Source organism: Saccharothrix sp. NBAS 001 (assembly GCF_056640475.1).
The window spans coordinates 6525702-6549098 of the sequence record NZ_CM153251.1; the positions used below are offsets into that span (position 1 = coordinate 6525702).

A 23397-nucleotide genomic window follows, 5' to 3' on the forward strand; every position below is an offset into this window, starting at 1 on the left:
GGTGACCGAACCGCACGACCTGGTCGACAAGGTGATGGCCGAACTGCCCGCGTGGCTGCCCGCGCAGCGGTGGTTCGGCGGCAAGGACCGGCCCGTCACCGCCATCCGTCCACTCCGGACGTGCGTGCTCAGCGCGACCGATCCGGTGCTGGTGCACCTGGTGGTGGAGGTGGAGCAGCCGGACCGGCGCGAGCCCTACCAGCTGCTGGTGACCGACCTGGCGGAGAACTACGACGCGACCGCCGAGCCGGAGCTGGCGGGCAGGCTGCTGGACCTGATCGCGGAGAACGCGAAGGTCGACGGCCTGGTGTTCGCGCACGAGCCGGACGTGGCGTTGCAGACCGGCCTGCGCGGCCGGCCGATCACGTCCGAGCAGAGCAACACGTCGCTGGTGTTCGGCAGCCAGTACATCCTCAAGCTGTTCCGCAAGCTCACCCTGGGCGAGAACCCGGACCTGGTGCTGCACCGCGCGCTGCACGAGGTGGGCTGCGAGCACATCGCGCGGCCGCTGGGCTCGATCACCGGCTCGCTGGACGGCCAGTCGACCACGGTCGGGATGCTCCAGCAGTTCCTGCCGGACGCGGTGGACGGCTGGGCGATGGCCACCACCAGCGTGCGCGACCTGATGGCCGAGGGCGACCTGCACGCCGACGAGGTGGGCGGCGACTTCGCGGGCGAGGCGCAGCGGCTCGGGCAGGCGGTGGCCACCGTGCACGGCGACCTGGAACGGGCGCTGGGCACCCAGCACGCCGACGACGAGGACATCGAGCGGACCGTGCGCGCGATGGTGACCCGGCTGGACTCGGTGGTCGAGGCGGTGCCGGAGCTGCGACCCTACGTGCCGGCGCTGCGGGCGGCGTTCGAGCAGGCCCGGGACACCCCCGGCGTGATCGCCATCCAGCACATCCACGGCGACCTGCACCTGGGCCAGGTGCTGCGGACCGTGCAGGGCTGGCTGCTGATCGACTTCGAGGGCGAGCCGGGCGCGCCGATCGCCGAGCGCACCTCGCTGCGCTCGCCGCTGCGCGATGTGGCCGGGATGCTGCGATCCTTCGACTACGCGGCCCACCAGCTGCTCGTCGGCCGGCCGGAGGACCACCAGCTCGCGGTGCGGGCGCTGGAGTGGTCGCGGCGCAACCGCGCGGCGTTCACCGAGGGCTACGCGGAGGCGGCGGCGTCCTCGGTGGGCGACCCGCGCGGGCGTGGCCACCTGCTGCGGGCGTTCGAGCTGGACAAGGCGGTGTACGAGGTCGCCTACGAGTACGCGAACCGGCCGGAGTGGTTGACGGTGCCGCTGTCGTCGATCGCCCGGATCACTGGAGAGGGAGCACGATGACCGAGGACGTCGACCGGCTGCTTTCGGGGTCGCACCACGACCCGCACTCGGTGCTCGGCGTGCACCACCTGGCCTCCGGCGAGGTGGTGGCGCGGGCGTTGCGGCCCGGCGCGTCCGCGGTGTCCGTGCTGGCCGGCGACAAGCGCTTCGAACTGGACCGGGTGGCGGACGGCCTGTTCGCGGGCGAGCTGCCCGAGCACCCCGGCGACTACCGGCTGGAGGTCGTCTACGGCGGTTCGGCGGTGGAGGTCGACGACCCGTACCGGTGGCTGCCCACGGTCGGCGAGCTGGACCTGCACCTGATCGGCGAGGGCCGCCACGAGCGGCTGTGGGACGTGCTCGGCGCGCACGTCCGCTCCTACGACACGCCCGCCGGCGAGGTGACGGGCGTGTCGTTCGCGGTGTGGGCGCCGACCGCGCGCGGCGTGCGGGTGTGCGGCGACTTCGACGGCTGGGACGGCCGCGCGACCCCGCTGCGCTCGCTGGGCTCCTCGGGCGTGTGGGAGGTGTTCGTCCCCGGCATCCCGGTGGGCACCCGGTACAAGTTCCGGATCCTGGGCCGGGACGGCGGCTGGCACGAGAAGGCCGACCCGATGGCGTTCGCCACCGAGACGCCGCCCGCGACCGCGTCGGTGGTGACCGCCTCGTCCCACACCTGGGACGACGCCGAGTGGGAGGCGCGGCGCGACGCCACGGTGTGGATCAACGCGCCGATGAGCGTCTACGAGGTGCACCTGGGCTCGTGGCGGCCGGGGCTGGACTACCGGGAGCTGGCCGACCAGCTGGCCGAGTACGTCGAAGCCGCCGGGTTCACGCACGTCGAGCTGATGCCGGTGGCCGAGCACCCGTTCGGCGGGTCGTGGGGCTACCAGGTCACCTCGTACTACGCGCCGACCTCCCGGTTCGGCTCGCCGGACGACTTCCGGCACTTCGTCGACGTGCTGCACGGCCGGGGCATCGGCGTGATCATGGACTGGGTGCCGGCGCACTTCCCCAAGGACTCCTGGGCGCTGGCCCGGTTCGACGGCACCGCGCTGTACGAGCACGAGGACCCGCGCCGCGGCGAGCACCCGGACTGGGGCACGCTGGTGTTCGACTTCGGGCGCAACGAGGTGCGCAACTTCCTGGTCGCCAACGCGCTGTACTGGATCGAGGAGTTCCACATCGACGGCCTGCGGGTCGACGCGGTGGCCTCGATGCTGTACCTGGACTACTCGCGCGAAGAGGGCCAGTGGCTGCCCAACCAGTACGGCGGCCGGGAGAACCTGGACGCCGTGCGGTTCCTCCAGGAGCTGAACGCGACCGTCTACAAGCGACACCCCGGCGTGGTGATGGTGGCCGAGGAGTCGACCGCGTGGCCCGGCGTGACCCGGCCGACCCACCTGGGCGGCCTCGGGTTCGGGTTCAAGTGGAACATGGGCTGGATGCACGACACGCTGCACTACCTGTCGCGCGAGCCGGTGCACCGGTCGTTCCACCACAACGAGATCACCTTCTCGCTGGTGTACGCGTGGAGCGAGAACTTCGTGCTGCCGCTCTCGCACGACGAGGTGGTGCACGGCAAGGGCTCGCTGTGGCAGCGGATGCCCGGCGACGACTGGAACAAGGCCGCGGGCCTGCGCTCGTTGCTGGCGTTCATGTGGGCGCACCCCGGCAAGCAGCTGCTGTTCATGGGCGGCGAGTTCGGCCAGCAGGGCGAGTGGTCGGAGTCGCGCTCGCTGGACTGGCACCTGCTGGAGTCGCCGCTGCACGAGGGCATCCGGTCGCTGGTCGCCGACCTGAACGGGATCTACAAGGACAGCCCGGCGCTCTACAGCGCGGACGGCAAGCCCGAGGGCTTCTCGTGGATCGACGCGAACGACTCGGCGGGCAACGTGCTGAGCTTCCTGCGGGTCGGCGAGGACGGCTCGGTGCTGGCGTGCGTGGCGAACTTCGCCGGCACGCCCCACCACGACTACCGGGTGGGCCTGCCCTCGGCGGGCCGCTGGCGCGAGGCGGTGAACACCGACTCGGTCGGCTACGGCGGTTCCGGGGTTGGCAACCTCGGCGGCGTGGTGGCGGAGGAGGAGCCGTGGCACGGCCGGCCGGCGTCGGCGGTGCTGCAGCTCCCGCCGGCCGGCGTGCTCTGGCTCATCCCCGAGTGACCTCCGGCGTGCCCGAGCCGTCGGCGGGCACGGTCCACCGCTCGCCCGCCAGGCCGTAGCCCACGGTGTCGGCGGCCGGCCACACGGCCTGGTCGTCGACGCTGCGGGTCTCGGCCAGCGGCGTCTCCGCCATGGTCGCCAGGTCCAGCACGTGCAGCCGCCACGGTCCCGGCTCCACCTTCTTCTTGAACGCCAGCCGGGTGCCGTCCGGGGACAGCGACGGGCACTCCACGTTGTCCCGCAACGCCTCCGCCTCCCACACCCGGTAGTCCGCGCGGATCAGGTGGGTGCGGCCGCGGCTCGCCGCGGTGGCGTAGAACGTGCTGTCGTCGGCGGTGAACGTGACGCCCCAGAAGTTCAGGTCCGGCGCGAAGTACCGCTTGCCGTCCACGGTCAGTGGGATGTCCTCGATCGACTTGCGCAGCTCGTCGTTCGAGGTGTCGAAGATGCCGGTCCGGGTGGAGAACCCGGCCGTGTTGTAGGAGTCGCCGGACACGAAGACGGTGAACGACACCATCCGCCCGCTCGGCGACACCTGGAGCCGGCTCGGGATGCCCGGAATCTCGTGCCGGGTCTCCCGGCCGGCGGCGGTCACCACCAGCTCCACCACCGGCGGCAGGCCGGGCAGCGCCCGCAGGCACGCCGAGGTGCCCGACGCCGCCGACCGCCGGTTGCACGCCTCCGACGCGCCCACGGCGTGGCCGCGCGCGTAGAGCACGTACCCGGTCGCCGCCAGGATCAGGACGACAGCGGCCGCAACACCGCCGCGCCAACCAGGACGGCGGCCAGCGCGCTCAGCGACACGGTCAGCGCGGTCGACACTCCCCAGATCGTCCACATCGCTCCAAAGAGGACAGAGGAAACGAGTTTCGCCAACGCCTGCCCGGTTTGCAGCACCGCCAGGCCGCTGGTGCGCAGCGCGGCGGGCAGCATCGGGCCGGCGGCGGCCGGCAGCACGCCGTCCGTGGCGGCGTAGAACAGGCCGTGCAGCGCGAGCACGACGAACACGTTGACGTACGGCGTGAGCAGCAGCCCGAAGGCCGCCGCCAGCGCCACGTGCCCGGCGAGGAACACCGGCCACCGGCCCACCCGGTCCGCGAGCCGGCCCAGCGGCACGGCCAGCAGCAGGTAGACCGCCGCCGTGCCCAGGGCCAGCAGCGGGAAGTGCACCGCGTCCAGCCGGAGTTGCTGTTGCAGCAGCAGGTAGAGGAACCCGTCGCCGACGGCGACCGCGCCGAGCAGCGCGGCCCACCCGACGACCCGGCGGAACTGCCTGGTCCACAACGACTTCAGCCCGGGGCGGGCGGCCGCCGGCGACTGCCGGTCGCGCACCAGCAGGGCGAGCAGCACCACGCCGAGCACGGCGAAGCAGAAGCTCGTGACGAACACCGCGTCGTACGAGCCCAGGCTCGCCCACAGCACGAACATCGCCGCCAGCGGCCCGATGAACGCACCGACCGTGTCCATCGCGCGGTGCACGCCGAACGCCCGACCGAGCCCGTCGGCCGGGCTGCTCAACGAGATCAGCGCGTCGCGCGGCGCGGTCCGCAGCCCCTTGCCGGTCCGGTCCACGGCGAGCACACCGCCCAGCGCGACCGGCGAGGAGACCACCAGGAACCCGATCTTCGCCGCCGCCGACAGGCCGTAGCCGGCCAGCGCCACGGCCTTGCGCCGCTGGAACCGGTCGGCGACGTGCCCGCCGAGCAGCCGGACCACGGCCGTCACCCCGGAGTAGAGCCCGTCCAGCACGCCGAACAGGAGCGGGCTCAACCCGAGCGCGACCACGAAGTAGAGCGGCAGCACCGCGGTGACCATCTCCGAGGAGATGTCGGTGACGAGGCTGACCAGGCCGAGGGCGAGCACGTTGCCCGCCACCCGGCCCCCGCCCCGGGCGCCCTCCGGCGCCTGACGTGCGGTCGCGAGGTACATCAGTGGCAGTTGTAGGTCGGCGTGCTGTCGACCGGCTTCCCGTCCAGGCCCAGGTACTGCCAGGAGTAGGTGCTGTCAGTCAAGGTCAGCTTGAGCACGCCGTGGACCGACTTGGCGAACTCGGTGATCGCGGGGTTCGCGGACACCTTGTACAGCGACGCGCCGCCACCGCCGCCGATCACCGAGCGGGTGCCGTTCGGATCGGCCTTCCCGGCGGCGTTCAACGGCTTGAAGCGCTCGTAGTGGTGGTCGTGCCCGGCCAGCACCAGGTCGGTCTTGTCGGCGACCAGGGTCTCCCACAGCGTGGCGCTGCTGGTGTTGTTGCCGTGCTCACCGGAACTCCACCGGGGGTGGTGGAAGTACGCGGCGACGCAGCCCTTGCGGTTGTTCGCGAGATCCTGCTTGAGCCACTCGACCTGCGGGGAGCCCGCCTTGCTCGGCTCGTTGGAGTCCAGCGCGACGAAGTGCCAGTTGCCCTGTTCCCAGGAGTAGTAGGTCTTGCCCTGCGGAGTGGCGATCGGGCCGAAGTAGGTCTTGTACCCGGACAGCGGCGGGCTGTCGTAGGTCTCGTGGTTGCCCGGGATCGGCTTGGTCTTGGCCTTGAACTTGCCCCACGTCTTGTCGTAGTAGTTCTGGAAGTCCGACAGGTGGGCGTCGTCGTACTGGTTGTCCCCCATGGTGATCACCGCCACCGGGTTCATCTGCTCGACCAGCTTCGCGGTCTTCGGGTGCACGCAGGACGAACTGCTCGCCGTGCACTGCTCGGCGATGTCGCCCGCTGCCGCGATCACGAACGACCCGGACCCCGCGCCCGTGGTGGCGCGGACCTGGTTGCTCGACGCCGAGGAGTTGCCTGCGGCGTCACGGGCGCGGACGGTGTAGTCGTAGCCCGTGCTCTGGGCAAGACCTTCGTCGGTGTACGAGGTGCTGTTCGCGGTGCCGACCACGACACCGTCGCGCAGCACGTCGTACCCGGTGACGCCGACGTTGTCGGTGGCCGCCGTCCAGGCGAGCGACGCGCTGGTCGCCGTCGTCCCGGTCACCCGGAGGCCGGCGGGGATGCTCGGCGCGACGGTGTCGCCACCGCCGCGCACCCCGTAGACCTCCAGCTCGAAGATCGAGTAGCCGTAGCTGGTGGCCCGAGCCGTGCCCAGGACCCGCAGGTAGCGGCCGGTGCCCTGGAGCCCGGCGTGGGTGTCGGACTCCCCGTCACCCGCGGTGCGGCTGCTCAGGTCGGTCCACGCGGAGCCGTTGGCGGAGATCTGGACCTTGTACTTGGTGGCGTACGCGGCTTCCCAGCGCACGATGACCTGGTGCACCTCGGAAGTGCCGCCGAGGTCGACGGCGAGCCACTGGGGGTCGATGCCGGGCGCGCTGGCCCAGCGGGTGTCGGTCCGGCCGTCCACGGCGTACTGCCCGGCCAGGGTGGAGTCCTCGACCGACGACGCGGTGACCGGTCGGCCTTGGGATAGCAGGGAATCGGCGGGTGCGCTGGCGGCGGTCAGCGGCTGTGCGAGCAACAAGAGCACAGCCGCCGACGCCAACGGGGCGACACGGCGCACGGTGTTCTCCTCACGGTCCGGGGCGGCGGCTCGGGAGCAGAATAGTAAAGATTGTTTACAATTGGCAGGTTAACCCCAGCCCCGCACCGGAGTCAACGGTCGGCCACCACCCGTACGCGCTCCGACACCGCGCCGACCTCGGCCTCCCACGTGGACACCCCACCCGACAACCGAACGTTCAACCCCCCGACACCCCCGATTCCCCCACCCGCCCCTCTCCGACTCCCACCCCTTCCCCACCCCTCCCCACCCCTCCGGACCACCCGAGCCGTCCTCACCTCACGCCCGAACTGCCGAGAACACCCCCACAGGGGTCGAAAGACTGCACAATGGTCCGATGCGGCACGCATCGGCTCGGCTGATCCTGCTGGTAGCGGTGGTTTCGACGGCGCTGGTCGCGTCGGCGTGCACCCAGTCCGTCGCCGGGCGCCCGGTGGCGGGCAAGGTGGTGGCCAAGGACGGCGTCGACCCGAGCTTCATCAAGGGCACCGACGGCGGCGACATCGACCGCCTGGGCGCGACCGCGATCACCGACATCGACCAGTTCTGGGAGCAGACGTTCCCGAGCACGTTCGGCGAGAAGTGGCGGCCCATCGAGGGCGGCGTCTACTCGGTCGACACGTCGGACCCGGCCGCCAAGCCGCCGCCGTGCACCGAGAAGGCCAGCGACGTCGAGGGCAACGCGTTCTACTGCCCCACCGCCGACGCCATCGCGTGGGACCGCGCCGCCCTGCTGCCGGTGCTGCGCGACGGCTACGGCGACGCCGCCGTGGTGATCGTCCTGGCGCACGAGATGGGCCACGCCGTGCAGCGCCGGATCGGCATCACGCCCGAGGCCGAGCGCAAGAACCCGGAGAAGTACCCGACCATCCTCACCGAGGCGATGGCCGACTGCTTCGCCGGCAGCTTCATCAAGTGGGTCAACGACGGCAAGTCCGAGCACCTCGACATCGGCACGGACACCCTGGACTCGGCGCTCGGCGCGCTGATCTCGTTCCGCGACCCGGTGGGCACCTCCCCCAACGACAAGTCCGCGCACGGCAACGCGTTCGACCGCGTCTCGGCGTTCCAGGACGGGTACCAGGAGGGCACCAAGTTCTGCGCCGCGATGACCGTGCAGACCCGCAAGTTCACCCAGCAGGCGTTCACCAGCGTCGACGACCGCGACCGGGGCGGCAACCTGCCCTTCGACGAGATGCTCAACGCCATCACGCCGGACCTGGACAGCTACTACAAGGCGCTGGTCACGGCCAAGGGCAAGACGTGGACGCCGCCCAAGACCACGCCCACCCAGGCGGAACCGGACTGCTCCGGCGACCAGGGCCCGGTGGCGTTCTGCCCGAAGGACAGGTCGGTGGAGATCGAGGTCGCCAAGAAGCTGCCCGAGCTGCACGCCAAGATCGGCGACTACGCGACCGGTATCCTGCTGGCGTCCCGGTACGGCATGGCGGCGCGCGCGGCCGTCGGCGTGAAGACCGACGGCGACGAGGCGGCGGCCGGCGCGCTGTGCCTGGCCGGTGCCTACACCCGCGAGGTCTTCACCCGGCAGCAGGGCTTCGGCCTGTCCCCCGGCGACCTGGACGAGGCGGTGAAGGTGCTGCTGGCGTACGACTACGCGGCCCGCGACGGGTCCGGCACGACGTCCGTGGCTCCCGGCTTCAAGCGGGTCGACGTGTTCCGCAGCGGTGTGTTCGTCGGCGACAGCGCCTGCGGGCTCGGGTAGTTCCGGCCACCCGGCCCGCGCCGGACAAGTAGTGTGCGCACGGACCGCACTGATCGGGATGGGGCTTGGGCATGGCTCGACGGGTGTTCACGGCCGCGGCGCTGGTCGCGGTCGCAGCGTTGACCGCAGGCTGCTCACAGGCCGTGCACGGCTCGGCACGAGCGGTGAAGCCGGACGTGTCCAAGGTGTCGGGCCTGGACATCACGACCGGTGAGAGCGGCCCCAAGCCCGGCGTGCCGGACGCGGACCTGCGGGTGGAGAACGGCGACGGCGGCGAGATGGACCGCCTGGCCATCAACACCCTGGCCGACGTCGAGGAGTACTGGGCGGAGCAGTTGCCCAAGAACTTCGCCGGCAAGAAGTTCGAGCCGGTCAAGCGCCTGGTCTCGTACGACTCCAACGGCACCGGCATCGAGATCTGCCGGACCAACACCAAGGGCGTGGCCAACGCCTTCTACTGCTCCCTGGACGACAGCATCGCCTGGGACCGGGGCGAACTGCTCCCCATGCTGGACGACTCCTTCGGCCCGATGGCGGTGGTCACGGTCCTGGCCCACGAGATGGGCCACGCCGTGCAGTACAAGCTCGGCCCGGACAGCGGCGTCACCCAGGCGACCCCGTCGATCATCAAGGAACAGCAGGCCGACTGCTACGCCGGCAATTTCTTCCGCTGGGTGGCGGAGGGCAAGTCCAAGCACTTCCGCATCTCCACCGGCCCCGGCCTGAACCAGATCCTGGCCACGATGTTCTTCATCCGCGACGCAGCCGGCACGTCGGCCGAGAAGCAAGGTGCCCACGGCAGCGCGTTCGACCGCGTGGCCGCGTTCCAGTTCGGCTTCGCTGGCGACCCCAAGCGCTGCGCGGAGATCGACGACCAGGAGATCAAGGCCCGGATCACCCAGGAGAAGTTCGACGCCCAGGACGTCGACACCGGCCTGGGCAAGGGCAACGTGAAGGTGGACGACAAGCGCTACCTCGACCTGCTGGAGGAGAGCCTCCGCAGCGCGTACAACCAGAGCGGCGCGACCCCGCCCACGATCAAGTCGGGCAACGCGACCTGCGCGAACGCCCAGGAAACCAGTCCCGCCGCGTACTGCCCGTCGACCAACACGATCACCGTCGACCTGGCCGACCTGGTCAAGATCGGCACCCCGCCCAAACGGGGCCAGAAGGGCGGAATCGGCGACTTCGCCGCCTTCGCCGAAATCGCCTCCCGCTTCGCCCTGTCCATCCAGAAGGCCACGGGCTACTCCCTGGAAGGCCCGGCGGCCGGCCTGCGAACCGCCTGCCTGACCGGAGCCTGGGCGGGCACCACCACCCAGCCGAAGGCCACCCTCCGCCTGTCCTCGGGCGACCTGGACGAGGCCGTGGCAGAACTCCTGGCGGACAAGAGCCTCATCGCCGCAGACGTCAACGGCCAGGTAGTCCCCTCGGGCTTCGCCCGCGTGGAAGCCTTCCGAGACGGCTTCTACGACGGCTCCGGCCTCTGCACCCGCAAATACTCCGACTGACCAAGCCCACGACAACTCTCACCACACAACGCGCCGTTCCACAACAAACGCGCCCGCTCACCGCACAACACGCCGTTCCACCACAACGCGCCCGCTCACCACAAACGCGCGCACCGCGCATTAAGCCCGCCGCGTCGTGTCATCCCCGTATGGCCTGCGCGCAGCGAACCGCGCTTGGGTGGGGAGCGCAAGCACGCTTTTCGCTTGCGCTCCCCACCCAAGGGTGGTTGTCTCAGACCAGGCCATGCGGGGATGACACGACGCCCGCCCGTTCTTTCGTCATCCTTGGCGGCCAGCCCGTCCGGCGAGGACGCTTTTAGCTCTTAAAGGCTCTTAGCCCCTAAAAGAGCGCACTAGCCAACGCCCGCCGAGCCCGAGCCACCCGATCGTCATCCGCCGGGAACAACTCGAACAACCCGACCAGGTGCTCCCGAACCCGGTCCCGGTCCTCCCCGAACACCCGCCGAACGGTGTCGATCAACCGCCCGAACGCCCGTTCGACCTCCTGCCCGGCCAACTCGACGTCAGCCGCGGCCAACTGCGCGTCGACGTCATCGGGTGCCGCGTCGGCAGCGGCCACGGCGTCCAGCGAGAGCCCCTCGGCCCGTGCCGTGAACCGGACCTGCGCCAACGCGGCCTTCGCGTCGGCGTTCGCCGGCTCGGCGGACAGGATGGCTTCGTAGGCGGCGATGGCCACGTCGAACTCACCGCGTTCGAACGCCTCTTCGGCCGCCACGAACCGCGGGTCCTCGGGCTCCTCCACCGGTTCGCCACCGGCAGCCGCCTCGGCCGCCTTGATCCCCGGCAGGCGGTCCCGCAGGGCGTCCAGCAACCGGTTGACCCACTGGTCGAACTCGTCGGCCGACAACGGCTGGGCGAACGCGTCCACCGGCTGCCCGGCGGCCAGGGCGACCACCGTCGGCACCGACTGCACGCCGAACGCCTGCCCCACCCGGGGGTTGGCGTCGAGGTCGACGCGGGCCAGGATCCACGCGCCGCCACCGGCACGCGCGGCCCGCTCCAGGATCGGGGACAACTGCTCCGCCTCGGGACTCCACGTCGCGGTCAACTCGACCACGACCGGGATGTCCAGGGAGCGCTCGACGACGGACTGGAACGTCGCCTCCGTGACGTCGAGCACCCACGGGCTGTGCCCGTGACTGTGCCCACCGTCGGACGCGGCCGATGCGGGCGGCGCGGTGGACCGCTGACGGGCGGCGTCGGCCCGTGCCTTCAGCGCGCCGAGGTCGACCGCCCCGGACAGCGCGGCGGACAGTGCTGCGGTCTTGCGAGGGTCTGGCCTTGTCACGGTTCCATCCTGGCACGACCTCCGGAGTGCATTGCGCGCGACCGGCCAGGTTGTCACGTCACATCGTCAGGTCGCGCACCGGATCAATCGCCATCGGATTGACCCTCATCGCGTCGTTCTTCTTCGCCAACTCCAGCACCAGCGGGGTCATCAACTCCGCGAACCGGTCCGTCTTGGCAGGTCCGAGCGCCTTCCACGGGTTCTCGGCGGCCTGATCGGTCTGCCGCTCGATCTCCTCGCGCAGGGTTTTCCCGCTGTCGGTGAGCCCGCCGTCGAAGAGGGACCGCGCCGACAGGGACGCCTCCGCCGACGCCCACTCCTGTTCGCTCCACCCCCGCGCCACCCGCAGATACGCGGCGTCCAACCCCTTGTCCGCGCCGAACAGCACCAGCGTTTCGCACGGGCTCAAGTCGGCCGCCACCAGAGCCGCGACGTGCCCGTCACCGCGAAGCTCCCGCAGCGTCGTGCACGCCTGCCACAGCGCCAGGTGAGGCTCGTCCGGGAGCCTCAGGGCCGCGTTGGCCGCGCCCAGGACCCTCCCCGCCGTCCAAGCGCCTTCGACGGCCTCCGCCGCCAGCCGCGCGGCCTCCGCGATCTCGGCGATTTCCGTGGAGGGCAGCATCCGCTTCAGGGCCGCGTCCACCCCGCGCAGCCGGGCGTCCAGGAAGCGCTCCGGTGAGGCGACCTCCCAGGCGTCCGGCAGCGCGCGGGCCGCCATCCTCGGGTGGAAGCTGTAGAACGCCGCGGCCACGGTCTGCGGTGCCGCCGCGCCCAGCGGGGCCGCGCGCATCCCGAAGTAGCCCATCCAGCCGCCCTTGCAGCCCAGGTCGTCGGTGACGGCGCGGGACTCGGGCGTGAAGTAGGTGACGTCGTGATAGGTCTCGAACCGCAGCCACAGGTCTCGGGGTGCCATGGTCAGCAAAGTAGTCGGACGTCCGACTACTCGCCAGCGTGGTTGCGTCGCTCGCCGGGCTACCCTCGCCGGGGCTCCCTCGCCTGAGCGGTCTCGGACTACGTGTCGACTCAGGCGTCGCCCGAAGCCAGGTGCTGCTCCACGCGCTCCACCTTCGCCCGGAGCTGCCCGGTGAACCCGGGCCGGATGTCGGCCTTCAGCACGAGCCCCACGCGCGGGGCGACCTGCTGGACCACCTCGGTCGCCTTCTTCACCACCGCCATCACCTCGTCCCACTCCCCCTCGACCAGGGTGAACATCGCGTTGGTCTCGTTGGGCAGCCCGGACTCCCGAACCACCCGGACCGCCGCCGCGACGGCCTCCGCGACGCTGTCGGACTCCCCGCCGAGCGGGCTGACGCTGAACGCGACGAGCACAGTTGCCTCCTGGTATCCGGGTACCCACTGGTAGCTTCGGCGCATGACGTCCCAACCGCTGCCGTTCGACCCCATCGCGCGCGCCGCCGAGCTGTGGGAGAAGCGGATCGGACCGTCGACGGCGATGGCGGCGGTCACGAGCGTCATGCGAGTACAGCAGATCATCCAGTCGGCCGTGGACGCCGCCCTCAAGCCGCACGGCCTCACGTTCGCCCGGTTCGAAGCGCTGGTGCTGCTGACGTTCGCGCGGACCGGCAGCCTGCCGATGCGCGTGATGGGCGAGCGCTTGCAGTTGCACCCGACGAGCGTGACCAACATCGTGGACCGGCTCGAAGCCGACGGCCTGGTCCGGCGCAACCCGCACCCCACGGACCGGCGCACGACGTTGGTCGAGATCACGCCCGACGGGCACGCCCGGCGCGAGGCGGCGACCGAAGCGGTGACGCAGGTCGAGTTCGGGTTGCGCGGGCTCACCGACCGGCAGACCGAGCAGCTCACCGACCTGCTGGCCAAGGTGCGTCGTTCGGTCGGGGACTTCACCGACTGAGCCCGCGGCGTGGGCGACGGCCGGCGCGGGAGCCGCAGCGGTCAAATCCGCTCGACGTGGCCCTGATCGTGGGGGACCCTGCACGGCGTGCGGGATGTCGTAGCGCTGGTCACCGTCGACGGTGAGTACGTGGGTTCGGTCGAGTTCACCGTGGACAGCCCTTGGTGGAACGACGTGGAACCCGTCGTCCGGCACTTGGACGAAGTGCTCGGAGTGCCGACCAGCGTGCTCCGGCTCGTGTCCACGACCGGGTCGCGGATGCGCGACGGCACGGTGACCTACCTGACCGAGGCCGCCTCCCGTCCCGCGATTCCCTGGTCGTCCTCCTCGGAACCCCCGGTGTTGTCCGACGACCCGCTGAGGATGCCGTGGGCGCGCCCCGGTGGGCCGGCGGCGCTGGTCGCGTGGGCCGGCGAGCACGTCGAGGTCCGGCGGGCGGTTCAGGTGAAGACGTGGAACCTGTCCTGCCTGTACAGGCTGGAAACCGGCTCAGGGACGTTCTGGGCCAAGGAGATCCCGGCGTTCATGGCCGACGAGTCCGCGGTGATCTCGATGGTCCGCGCGGTGGACCCGGAGTTGGTACCGGACGTGGTTGCCGGCGCGCCCCAACGGGTCCTGATGCGCGACGCGGAGGGAATCGACTGCTGGCGACCGTCACCGGAGGTGATCGCGGACATCGTGCCGCGGTGGGTGGCGGTGCAGGCCGCGTTGGCCGGGCCCGCGAAAGCGCGGGTGCGCGATGTGGACGTTCCGTCGTTCGGGCTGCCGGACACGTTGCTGCACGGCGATTTCCACCCCGGCAACTGGCGGTCCGGGGGAACGGTCCTGGATTGGGGCGACGCCCACTGGGGTCACCCGGCGCTGGACGCGGCGCGGTTGATCGGGTTCGTCGGGGACGACCTCGGGATCGCGCGGGTTTGGGCCGATGCCTGGTTGCGGCACCGGCCCGAGAGCGATCCACTGGCGGCTCTCCGGCACGCGCGGCCGGCGGCGCACCTCGTCGGTGCGTTGGTGTACCAGGAGTTCCTGGACTCCATCGAGGAGAGCGAACGGGTGTACCACCTCGGCGATCCCGAGCACGAGTTGGAGATGGCGCGGTCGCTCGCTGCCGACCTCTAGGTTCGGGTCGCGCCTGTTGGGTCGCGCCTGCTGGGTCGCGCCGATTAGGGCGCGCCGGTCGGGTCACGCTGATGAGGCGACTGCGAGCTTCCCGTTCTTCTGCGCCCACCGCTCGAAGAAGACCGTGCCGAACGGCGGGATGCTCGCGAGGAGCGCCCAGAACGTGGTGCGGCGGTCCCAGCGGTTGGCCAGCATCAGGGTGACCAGGACGTAGCCGACGAAGATCAGGCCGTGGATCGGGCCGAAGATCTTCACCCCGATCTCGGGGCCGACCACGTACTTGACGAACATCCCGATCAACAGGCCGGCCCAGGACACGGCTTCGGCCAGCGCGAAGAGACGGAAACGACCTACGGGGCTGGAGAGCATGTCACCCATTGTGGCGAGTGACGGGGCTCACTTTGCCCCAGGGTCCGTTTTGCCTGTTCCTGGTCACTCTTCGTAGTTGAGCCCGCTCAGGCTGCGGAGGGGGTTGCAGCGTACTGGCCGGCCGGGGTTGCTTTTGTGGAAGAGAGAGAAAAAGAGTCCTCGCCGGACGGGCGAGCCGCCAAGGATGACGAAAAGAAAGGGCGGGCGTCGTGTCATCCCCGTACGGCCCGGTCGGAGACAACCACCCTTGAGTAGGGAGCGCAAGCGAAAAGCGTGCTTGCACTCCCTACTCAAGCGCGGTTCGCTGCGCGCGGGCCATACGGGGATGACACGACGCGGCGGGGCTGGTGCGCGGTGCGCGCGTTTTGTGGTGTCAGTCTTCCCAGCGGAAGACCTTGGCGGCGATGAAGCCCACCACCACGGTGAATGCGATCAGTACGGCGGACGGGATGATCAGGGCCTCGATGCCCTTGCCTCGGACCAGGACGTCCAGCATCCCGTCGTTCATGTGGCGCAGGGGGAAGATCTTCGAGACGGTCTGCAGCCAGCCCGGGGCGTTCTCCACCGGGAAGAACGTGCCGGAGAGGAAGGCCATCGGCATGATGATGATGTTCGCCGCGCCGCTGGCCGCTTCCTCGGTCTTGCAGAATGCTCCGACGAGCATGCCGATCGCGAAGAACGCCGTCGTGCCGAGGACCAGCAGCGGCAGTGCCAGCCACCACTGACCGGTGAGTTGCAGGCCGAACCACGGGGTCAGGGCCACGGCCACGAACATGATGCCCTGGGCCAGGGCGGTGCCGATGCTGACCAGGATCCGGGAGCTGAGGACGGCGGTGGGGCCGACCGGGGACAGCCGGATCCGGCGCAGGACCTGCTTCTTGCGCCACGAGACCAGGGTCAGGGCCGCGCCGAACACGCCGGAGATCGAGACCGCCCACGACAGGATGCCGGGGGTCAGGTACTGGATCGGCTTGAGCGAGGCGTCCTCGATCGGTTGCGCGTCGAACTTGTACGTGGGCGGCGTGTTGGTGGCGGCCACGTTGACCTTGTCCACGACGCCGGACACGATGCCGAGGACGGTCTGCGCCTTGACCTGGTCGCTGGCGGCGAAGGTCAGCTGGATGTCGTTGCCGTCGACCGCGACGACGGCCGGCAGGTCGCCGTCCTGGACCTTCTGCCGCGCGGTGTCGACGTTGTCGTACTTCTCCAGCTCCAGCACGCCGGTCTTGTCCAGCGCGGTGATGACCGGGCCGTCGCCGACCACGGCAATCTTGGTCTTCTCGTCACCCGCGTCGCGGAACAGGAGGCCGAAGACGACCAGGAACATCAACGGGAAGATGAAGACGAAGAACAGCGTCATCTTGTCGCGGAGGAAGCCCTTGATCATGGCGACCGACAGGCTCTTGAACGCGGTCATGCGCGGTACTCCCGTCCGGTCAGGTTGAGGAACACGTCCTCCAACGTGGCCGTGCGCACTTGTAGGCCGTCGAGGGTGCCGCGTTCCGCCAGCGCGGACAGCACGGGTGCGGGCTTGCGGGTGGAGATGGTCAGCGAGACCTCGTCCTCCTGGGCGTTCTCGACCCCCTGGATGGCCTTCGCGTCGGCCGGGGAGAGCACGCCTTTCTGGAGGATGACGTGGGTGGGCGCGTCGAGGCCCCGGACCAGGGTGGCCGGCGCGTCCATGGCGAGGATCCGGCCCTTGTCCATGATCGCGACGCGGTCGCAGAGGATCTCTGCTTCGTCCAGGTAGTGGGTGGTGTAGACGATGGTCTTGCCGCGCGCCTGGATCGCGCGCAGCACGTCCCAGAGGTTGCGCCGGGCCTGCGGGTCGAGCGCGGCCGTGGGCTCGTCCAGGAACACGATGTCCGGGTCGTGCACCAACGCGCACGCGATGGACAGCCGCTGCCGCTGGCCGCCGGACAGCTTGTTCTCCTGCACGTCGGCCTTGTCCGAGAGGCCGACCAGTTCCAGCATCTCGTCGGCCTTCTTGGCGGTGACGCCGTAGAGCGAGCCGAACGTCTGCAACTGCTCCTTCGCGGTGAGCTTCTCGAAGAAGCTGGACGCCTGCAGCTGCACGCCGATCCTGGGCAGCAGCTTGGGGTTGCGCGGCCACGGGTTCTCACCGAGCAACGTGACCGATCCGGCGTCGGACTTGCGCAGGCCCTCGACGATTTCCAGGGTCGTGGTCTTGCCCGCCCCGTTCGGCCCGAGGATGCCGAAGAACTCCCCCTCGGCGACGGTGAACGAGACTCCGTCCACCGCTTTCAAGTCGCCGTAGTGCTTGCGGATGTCCGCGACCACCACGGCTGGTATGCGTGCCCCTGTCATGGCTGGAACGTAGACCGTCGGTGAGCGGACGGCAGGCGAACTCGGCCATACGTGTGAGGAAAGTGACCAAAGCTCAACAAGTACAATATTTTGTCGTCTGTGGCAGTTGCGCTGTGCATTCGACTGCCCGCGCACGGTGAGACGGTTGACTGTTGACGGTCGGGTGATCCCAGCTCTGCCCGTGGCGGGGTGTTGGTTTGCAATCTTGGCTTGCGGGCTTGCGGGCTTGCGGGCTTGCGGGCTTGCGGGCTTGCGGGCTTGCGGGCTTGCGGGGAAGTGTTGTGGAGCCTTGTGGACCGTTGTGGATGAGCCCTGTGGGCGAATTGTTGTTTGCCCGCAGGGATCTGGGATCTGGGACTTGGGGCTGAGGGATCTGGGACTTGGGACTTGGGATCGGGGGGCAGGGGCCGGAGGGGCCGGGGGTCAGGGGTGCTGGGCGCAGGGGGAGGGTGGGGCGCTGTCCGGGTTGGTGGCCCAGGTCGCTTCTGCGGGCGTGGTGGTGAGGGTGTAGTTCAGGTTGGCCCCGCCGGTCAGGGATTGGTGGTCCACCCAGACCTTGTCGTGGCGGACGTGGTCGAGTTGGGCGGACTTGATGTACTGGAGCCTGGTGGGGTCCGCCTGGTCTGCGGTGATGGTGATCGGGTTGCCGTTCTGCCGGTGGATCACCGACCTGGTGTACCTCGGGGTGTGCAGGATGAACTGGCCGGTGCCGGGCACTGCCGGGTAGAGGCCCAGGGCGCTGAAGACGTACCAGGCGGACATCGTGCCCAGGTCGTCGTTGCCCGTCACGCCGTTGGGGCCGTCCACGAACAGGGTCTGCGCGGCCCGGTTGACGGCCGAGGTCTTCCACGGCTGCCCCATCAGGGCGTACATCCACGGGGCGTGCAGGTCCGGTTCGTTGTTGGGGTTGTAGCGGAACTGGTTGTAGTAGTCGTACGGACCCACCACCCACTTCTCGCGGACCGTTTTGGCCGGGTCGGCCACCAGGTCCGGGTAGGCGAAGAAGTCGTCCAGCCGGGCGGTGGCCTTCTCCTTGCCTCCCAGGAGTTCCACCAGGCCCGGCACGTCGTGGTGGGCCAGCCACTGGTACTGCCACGCGGTGCCCTCGTGGAAACCGTCCTGGCCCTGCGGGGTGAACGGGGTCAGCCAGCGGCCGTCCGCCGTCCTGGGGCGGGGGAAGCCCGTGAAGCCCCGGTCGGTGACCGTCCTGTCCCACAGGACCCGGTAGTTCCGGGCGCGGTTGCGGAGGGTTTCGGCGTCCTCGCGGTGGCCCAGCGATGCGGCCATGATGGAGAGCGCGCAGTCGGCCAGCGCGTATTCGAGGGTCGCGGACGCGCCGTGCTGCGGGTCCACGTCCTGTCCCTTCTTGGGGAAGTTCTTGTCGTACTGGACGTAGCCGTCCTTGAGGTACGACGGGTTGCCCACCCGGCCCTCGAACGGTGATTTCGGGTCGGGGACCCGGGTGGCGTTCTGGAGCAGGGCGTCGTAAGCCCTGTCCGTCAGGCCCTCCAGGGCACCGAAGCGCCACAGGTCCACCAGGAACGGGGTGACCGGGTCGCCGGTCATCGTGTTGGTCTCCTGGTTGGCGTACGCCCACCTCGGCAGCCAGCCGCCCTGGTCGTGGATGGTCAGCACGGACCTGGCGACGTCCCGGGCCCGGTCGGGGCGGAGGAGGGCCAGCAACTGGTTGTGCGCCCGGTAGGTGTCCCACAGCGAGAAGTACTCGTAGTACGTCCAGCCCTGGGCGGTGTGCACCTTGTCGTCGAAGCCCCGGTACCTGCCGTCGATGTCGTTGCCGGTCAACGGTTGCAGGAGCACGTGGTAGAGCGCGGTGTAGAAGACCGTGCGGTCGGTGGGGTTGTTCGTCTCGATCTCGATCGAGTCCAACTCGGTGCGCCACAACGCCTGCGCGGCGTCCCGGAGTTCGTCGAAGGTCCGGTTGCGGGCCTCCACCAGGTTCTTCGTCGCGCCCGCCGGGTCGACGTGGGAGATGGCGGTGGCGACGGTGACGGGGCCGGGGTCGGGGCCGTCGGCGAAGGTCAGCCACTGGCCGCGCAGACCCGCACCGCCCTGTTCACCGCCCCAGTTTCCGGTCGTGGTGAACGGGCGGTCGAACGTCGTGGTGAAGTACGTCGTGTACGGCTTGCCGCCGCAGAACGCCTGCGCGGTCACGGTTCCGGCCAGGGTCCGGTCGTTCACGACGCGGATGCTGCTGCCGCTGACCGGTTCCTTGTCGTTGGCCTGCCCCACGTTGACGAGCACGTGCGGGGTGGTGTTCGGGGGGAAGGTGAACCGCTCGACGCCGGTCCTGGTGGTGGCGGTGGATTCCGCGGTGATCCCGGAGGCCAGGCCCACCCGGTAGTAGCCGGGTTTGCCGATCTCGCCCTCGTGCGCGTACCCGACGCCGTAGCGGCGGTGGTCGAAGGTCGACGGGAGCCCGGTCGTGGGCAGGATGGAGACCAGGCCGCCCTGTTCCCAGCAGCCCGCGCCGGACAGGAAGAAGTGACCGAACCCGCGGATCACCGGATCGTCGTAGCGCCAACCCGCGTAATGCGACCCGATAGGGCTCGAATGGGCCATTCCGAACGGCGCGGAAGCGCCCGGGAACGTGTTCCCCTCGTCCTTCGTGCCGATGAACGTGTTCACCGACTCGACCGGGTCCGTCTGCGCGTTCGCCGTCACGGGTACCACCATAGCGGCCATTACCAGCAATACCAGGGTTGCCCGGAGCACGGCGTTACCGTATTGGCCGGAGTGGAACTCCGCCAGTCGACGTGGAATGTCGATTTCACACCTCCCGGTCGATTGGGTGAACGTCTGGGTTGGCGGGGGTGAGCGGGTGGGGTGAACTGACGGGTGAGTGAGTGGGTGAGTGGGTGGATGGGTGGGTGGGCGATTGGGTTGATGTGGAATCTGTGGGTCGACTAGCCGACGCCTATCGCGAAGACGTGGAAGGTGCCGCCGGTGACGGCGGAGGGCAAGGTCACCGAGCGGACCTCCTTGGCTTGCAGGGTGATCGGCGCGGTCGCGAACAGGAACATCTTGAGCTGCTGGGAAGTTCCGCTGGAGTTGTTCCGGTAGGGCGTGATGGCGACGACCCGGTTGTCGAACGACGGTGGGGTGGTCGCGTTGCCGCCCAGGGCCCAGTCGGAGAAACCGACGTCCTCTACCTGCGTGCTCCCGTCGGCGTAGGTGACGGTGAGCTTGCCGGACGCCTTGCCGCCGCCACCGCTGCCCAGCAGGCCGAGTTTCGTGCCGGTGGCGTTGAGCGTGATGGTCTGGCCGGTGGTGTTGACGTTGTCCGGCTCGCCGACCGGCGAGGTGGGCCAGGTGTAGGCGATGCCGTCGTGGGTGATCTTCGCGCCGGGGGTCAGGCCCTTCTCCCCCAGCGCTTTCCGGGAGTAGCTCCAGCCGCCGCCGTCGAAGTTGCCGATGGCCTGGTTGTCGTCCGGCGAGGTGCCGACGTTGTTGAACGCGGCCCGCAGGCTGCCCGGGTCGGCCACCAGGACCGAAATGGTGCTGCGCTGGCCGTTGGAGAACGTGACCGGGACGCGGTGGGTCTGCTCGGGGGCGTTCGCGGCGACGGTGATCGTCACGGTCTGCCCGGCCTTGTCGCCCGGTGGCGCGGTGATCTCGCCCTGGCTCGGCGTGACGGTGATCCCGTTGGGCGGCTGGGCGGTCCAGCCCACCTTGCCGCCCTTGCCGGAGAAGTCCTGCGCGCCGATGGTCACCGTGCCGGTCCCGCCGGCGGGCAGCACTAGGCGTCCGGGGGCGATGAACGACTGCTGGCCCACCTCGCCATCGCGGAACGACGGTGGCGCGTCGGCCGGTCCGGTGCCCCACGTGGTCGGGTCGGCGGCCAGGTCGAACTCGACCGTGCCGCCGTTGGCCACCAGGGATTCCGGCAGCCAGGTGCGGGTCTGCGCGCGGCCGTTGAGCTTGAGGCCGGCGACGTGCTTGCCCGCGCCGGAGGTCTTGACCACGATCGGCTTGGCGTTCGGGCGGGTGATGGTGACCTCGGAGAACAGCGGGCTGTTGACGACGAGTTCGGCGCGGCCCGGGACGACCGGGTACATGCCGAGCGCGGCCCACACGTACCACGACGACATCTGGCCGAGGTCGTCGTTGCCCATCAGGCCGTTCGGGCCGGGGCCGAACAGCTCGTCGACCGCCCGGCGCACCACGGCCTGGGTCTTGGCGGGCGCGCCGGCCCAGTTGTAGAGCCACAGGCTGTGCATGATCGGCTCGTTGCCGAGGAACGCGTGCGGCTCGTCGGGGCCGGCGTTGAGCTTGGTGAAGAAGAAGTCCAGCCGGTCGCGGACCTTCGCGTCGCCGCCCATCGCGGTGAACAGGCCGCGCGCGTTGTGGGGCACCATCCAGGTGTACTGGGCGGCGTTGCCCTCGACCCAGTTGTCCGGGTTGCCGGGGTCGAACGGCTCGACGAACGACCCGTCGCGGTTGCGCGCCTGGGTGTAGGAGGTGGCCGGGTTGAACACGTTCTGCCAGTACTGGGCCCGTTTCATGAAGGTCTGCCAGGTGGCGCCGTCGCCGAGGCGGCGGGCGAAGTCGGCGATGGCGAAGTCCGCGCTGGTATACTCCAGGGTCGTGGCGGGCGCGCCCCAGACGCCTTCCGCGCCGATCGGCACGTACCCGAGATCCTGGTACTCCTTGAGCCCCGGTCGTTCCTCGTAGCCCTGGGTGGGCTGGGTCGCGCCGCGCAGCATCAGCAGCAACGCCTTGTTCGCGTCGAAGTCCTTGACGCCGAACGCGTACGCACTGGCCACCATCACGTGGTACGGGTCGCCGACCATCACCCCGGTGTAGCCGTTGGCGACCGTCCAGCGGTCCCAAGACCCGCCCTGTTCGGCGAACGCCACCATCGAGCGGACCATGTCCGCGGTTTCCTTCGGCGCCAGCAGCGAGAGCAGCTGCATCTCCGAGCGGTAGACGTCCCAGCCGGAGAAGTTGGTGTAGATCGCGTGGCCCTTGTCGGCGGTGTGCAGCCGGCCGTCGAAGCCGGGGTAGCGCCCGTCGACGTCGGAGAAGACGTTGGGCTGCAACAGGGAGTGGTACAGCGCCGTGTAGAACGTGGTGCGCTGGGCGTCCGTGCCGCCGGCGACCTTGATCTGGCCGAGCCGGTCGTTCCACGCCTTGCGGGCGGCGGTGTGGATGCCGTCGAACGACTGGGTGCCGCTCTCCGCCTTGAGGTTCTTCTTCGCGCCGTCGACCGAGACGAACGACAGGCCGACCCGCATGGTCACGTCCGGGTCGGCGAACGTGACGTACCCTCCGCTGCCCGGTCCGGAGACCGTGGTGTCCAGCGCGCCCACCGAACGCTGCTCACCTTGCGCGGCAAGGGTCTTGCGGGCGTCGCCCAGGTCGCCCTTGCGCGGGGAGCCGCCGCGCTCGGCGGATTTGCCGGGTGTCACCGCGCCGTTCTTCCAGGTGCCGATCGACTCGAACGACTGGTCGAACTGGGCGTGGAAGTAGACCCGGTAGCGGTGGTCCGCGCCGCAGAACCGGCCGCTGGTGGCCCACCCGCTGATGCTGTCGGTGCCGATGGTGACCTCGGCGTCGTCGGTGCCCGCGATCGAACCGGAGGTGTTGACCAGCAGGGTGGACGTGCTGCCGCCGGGGTAGGCCAGCCGGCCGATGCCGGTGCGCTGGGTGACGCTGAGTTCGACCTTCGCGCCGCTGTCCAGGGTGACGCCGTAGTAGCCGGGGGTGGCGGACTCGTTGGCGTGCGAGAAGGTCGAGACGTAGCGGTTCGGGTCGGCGGCGGGCGACGTCGTCACCTCGCCGACGAACGGCGTGATCGGGACGTCCTGGTAGGTCGAGCACCCCGCGCCGGACAGGTGGGTGAGGCTGAAGCCCTTGATCCGGTTGTCCTCGTAGAAGTAGCCGCCGTGCTGGCGGGTCACCGTGTCGGGGCTCCACTGCACCATGCCGAACGGGACGTCCGCGCCGGGGAAGTTGTTGCCCGCGCCGCCGCCGGTGCCGTGGTCGGGACCACCCGGCCGGGTGCCGACGAACGGGTTCACCCAGTGCGCGAGGTCCTCCGCCTGGGCGTGGGACGCGACCGGTTGGACCAACGCGATTGCCACGACTGCCGCTGTCGCCAGTGCCGTCTTCACGAGCCCTCCTCGTTGACAACGCTGTCCACAAACGTGGGGTAATCGCATACTCGCGGA

General features: G+C 69.9%; 17 protein-coding genes. 6 read left to right on the top strand and 11 right to left on the bottom strand.

Going from position 1 to position 23397, the window contains the following annotated elements; translation table 11 throughout:
- The first annotated feature begins 1 nt into the window (after window position 1).
- Together AC0HI0_RS28000 and glgB are read left to right on the top strand one after the other, a co-directional pair.
- Window positions 2–1336, top strand: coding sequence for a maltokinase N-terminal cap-like domain-containing protein (locus AC0HI0_RS28000; protein ID WP_480926482.1), 1335 nt, complete (start codon window positions 2–4; stop codon window positions 1334–1336).
- Window positions 1333–3480: a 1,4-alpha-glucan branching protein GlgB gene (glgB, locus tag AC0HI0_RS28005; RefSeq protein WP_480926483.1), complete on the top strand. Its 2148-nt coding sequence runs from the start codon at window positions 1333–1335 to the stop codon at window positions 3478–3480. Before AC0HI0_RS28000 ends, glgB begins: the two co-directional genes overlap by 4 nt.
- Here the strand turns inward: glgB and AC0HI0_RS28010 are convergent.
- The 3 genes from AC0HI0_RS28010 to AC0HI0_RS28020 are packed head-to-tail and all read right to left on the bottom strand — an operon-like array spanning window position 3467 to window position 6971.
- A complete protein-coding gene (locus tag AC0HI0_RS28010) occupies window positions 3467–4198 on the bottom strand; it encodes a TolB-like translocation protein (protein ID WP_480926484.1) in 732 nt (243 codons plus the stop codon). The genes glgB and AC0HI0_RS28010 overlap by 14 nt on opposite strands.
- 20 nt (window positions 4199–4218) lie before the next feature.
- Window positions 4219–5409: an MFS transporter gene (locus AC0HI0_RS28015; protein ID WP_480926485.1), complete on the bottom strand. Its 1191-nt coding sequence runs from the start codon at window positions 5407–5409 to the stop codon at window positions 4219–4221.
- A complete protein-coding gene (locus AC0HI0_RS28020) occupies window positions 5409–6971 on the bottom strand; it encodes a discoidin domain-containing protein (protein ID WP_480926486.1) in 1563 nt (520 codons plus the stop codon). Before AC0HI0_RS28020 ends, AC0HI0_RS28015 begins: the two co-directional genes overlap by 1 nt.
- 337 nt (window positions 6972–7308) lie before the next feature.
- On the opposite strand from AC0HI0_RS28020, the gene AC0HI0_RS28025 reads away from it, so the two are divergent.
- A complete protein-coding gene (locus AC0HI0_RS28025) occupies window positions 7309–8694 on the top strand; it encodes a neutral zinc metallopeptidase (protein WP_480926487.1) in 1386 nt (461 codons plus the stop codon).
- Window positions 8695–8765: 71 nt separating this feature from the next.
- Window positions 8766–10205, top strand: coding sequence for a neutral zinc metallopeptidase (locus AC0HI0_RS28030; protein WP_480926488.1), 1440 nt, complete (start codon window positions 8766–8768; stop codon window positions 10203–10205).
- Between the two features lie 340 nt (window positions 10206–10545).
- On the opposite strand, the gene AC0HI0_RS28035 is transcribed toward AC0HI0_RS28030, so the two are convergent.
- The 3 genes from AC0HI0_RS28035 to AC0HI0_RS28045 form a co-directional block, all read right to left on the bottom strand.
- Window positions 10546–11514 carry a tetratricopeptide repeat protein gene (locus AC0HI0_RS28035; protein ID WP_480926489.1) on the bottom strand — a complete coding sequence of 323 codons (969 nt, stop codon included), beginning with the start codon at window positions 11512–11514 and terminating at the stop codon, window positions 10546–10548.
- A gap of 58 nt (window positions 11515–11572) precedes the next feature.
- On the bottom strand, window positions 11573–12427 hold the full coding sequence (locus AC0HI0_RS28040; protein ID WP_480926490.1) for an SCO6745 family protein: 855 nt from the start codon (window positions 12425–12427) through the stop codon (window positions 11573–11575).
- A 110-nt stretch (window positions 12428–12537) separates the two neighbouring features.
- On the bottom strand, window positions 12538–12843 hold the full coding sequence (locus AC0HI0_RS28045; protein ID WP_480926491.1) for an MTH1187 family thiamine-binding protein: 306 nt from the start codon (window positions 12841–12843) through the stop codon (window positions 12538–12540).
- Between the two features lie 43 nt (window positions 12844–12886).
- On the opposite strand from AC0HI0_RS28045, the gene AC0HI0_RS28050 reads away from it, so the two are divergent.
- Window positions 12887–13390: a MarR family winged helix-turn-helix transcriptional regulator gene (locus AC0HI0_RS28050; RefSeq protein WP_480926492.1), complete on the top strand. Its 504-nt coding sequence runs from the start codon at window positions 12887–12889 to the stop codon at window positions 13388–13390.
- 87 nt (window positions 13391–13477) lie between these two features.
- Complete coding sequence (locus AC0HI0_RS28055; protein ID WP_480926493.1) at window positions 13478–14509, top strand: phosphotransferase; 1032 nt, start codon at window positions 13478–13480, stop codon at window positions 14507–14509.
- Between the two features lie 63 nt (window positions 14510–14572).
- Here the strand turns inward: AC0HI0_RS28055 and AC0HI0_RS28060 are convergent, their stop codons facing one another.
- The 5 genes from AC0HI0_RS28060 to AC0HI0_RS28080 form a co-directional block, all read right to left on the bottom strand.
- Window positions 14573–14878, bottom strand: a complete 306-nt coding sequence (locus AC0HI0_RS28060; RefSeq protein ID WP_480926494.1) for a DUF3817 domain-containing protein — start codon at window positions 14876–14878, stop codon at window positions 14573–14575.
- 373 nt (window positions 14879–15251) lie between these two features.
- On the bottom strand, window positions 15252–16295 hold the full coding sequence (locus AC0HI0_RS28065) for an ABC transporter permease (protein ID WP_480926495.1): 1044 nt from the start codon (window positions 16293–16295) through the stop codon (window positions 15252–15254).
- Window positions 16292–17206, bottom strand: a complete 915-nt coding sequence (locus tag AC0HI0_RS28070; protein WP_480926496.1) for an ABC transporter ATP-binding protein — start codon at window positions 17204–17206, stop codon at window positions 16292–16294. The genes AC0HI0_RS28065 and AC0HI0_RS28070 overlap by 4 nt, the downstream gene beginning before the upstream one ends.
- Before the next feature lie 423 nt (window positions 17207–17629).
- Window positions 17630–19909: a GH92 family glycosyl hydrolase gene (locus AC0HI0_RS28075; RefSeq protein WP_480926497.1), complete on the bottom strand. Its 2280-nt coding sequence runs from the start codon at window positions 19907–19909 to the stop codon at window positions 17630–17632.
- A 221-nt stretch (window positions 19910–20130) separates the two neighbouring features.
- A complete protein-coding gene (locus AC0HI0_RS28080) occupies window positions 20131–23388 on the bottom strand; it encodes a GH92 family glycosyl hydrolase (RefSeq protein WP_480926498.1) in 3258 nt (1085 codons plus the stop codon).
- Window positions 23389–23397: the final 9 nt, after the last annotated feature.

What these genes read in the sequence shown, in the direction of transcription:
- glgB (WP_480926483.1), top strand. Translation starts at nt 1,333, where the DNA reads ATGACCGAGGACGTCGACCGGCTGCTTTCGGGGTCGCACCACGACCCG.
- AC0HI0_RS28015 (WP_480926485.1), bottom strand. Translation starts at nt 5,409, where the DNA reads ATGTACCTCGCGACCGCACGTCAGGCGCCGGAGGGCGCCCGGGGCGGG.
- AC0HI0_RS28025 (WP_480926487.1), top strand. Translation starts at nt 7,309, where the DNA reads ATGCGGCACGCATCGGCTCGGCTGATCCTGCTGGTAGCGGTGGTTTCG.
- AC0HI0_RS28030 (WP_480926488.1), top strand. Translation starts at nt 8,766, where the DNA reads ATGGCTCGACGGGTGTTCACGGCCGCGGCGCTGGTCGCGGTCGCAGCG.
- AC0HI0_RS28040 (WP_480926490.1), bottom strand. Translation starts at nt 12,427, where the DNA reads ATGGCACCCCGAGACCTGTGGCTGCGGTTCGAGACCTATCACGACGTC.
- AC0HI0_RS28050 (WP_480926492.1), top strand. Translation starts at nt 12,887, where the DNA reads ATGACGTCCCAACCGCTGCCGTTCGACCCCATCGCGCGCGCCGCCGAG.
- AC0HI0_RS28060 (WP_480926494.1), bottom strand. Translation starts at nt 14,878, where the DNA reads ATGCTCTCCAGCCCCGTAGGTCGTTTCCGTCTCTTCGCGCTGGCCGAA.
- AC0HI0_RS28065 (WP_480926495.1), bottom strand. Translation starts at nt 16,295, where the DNA reads ATGACCGCGTTCAAGAGCCTGTCGGTCGCCATGATCAAGGGCTTCCTC.
- AC0HI0_RS28070 (WP_480926496.1), bottom strand. Translation starts at nt 17,206, where the DNA reads ATGACAGGGGCACGCATACCAGCCGTGGTGGTCGCGGACATCCGCAAG.
- AC0HI0_RS28075 (WP_480926497.1), bottom strand. Translation starts at nt 19,909, where the DNA reads ATGGCCGCTATGGTGGTACCCGTGACGGCGAACGCGCAGACGGACCCG.
- AC0HI0_RS28080 (WP_480926498.1), bottom strand. Translation starts at nt 23,388, where the DNA reads ATGCGATTACCCCACGTTTGTGGACAGCGTTGTCAACGAGGAGGGCTC.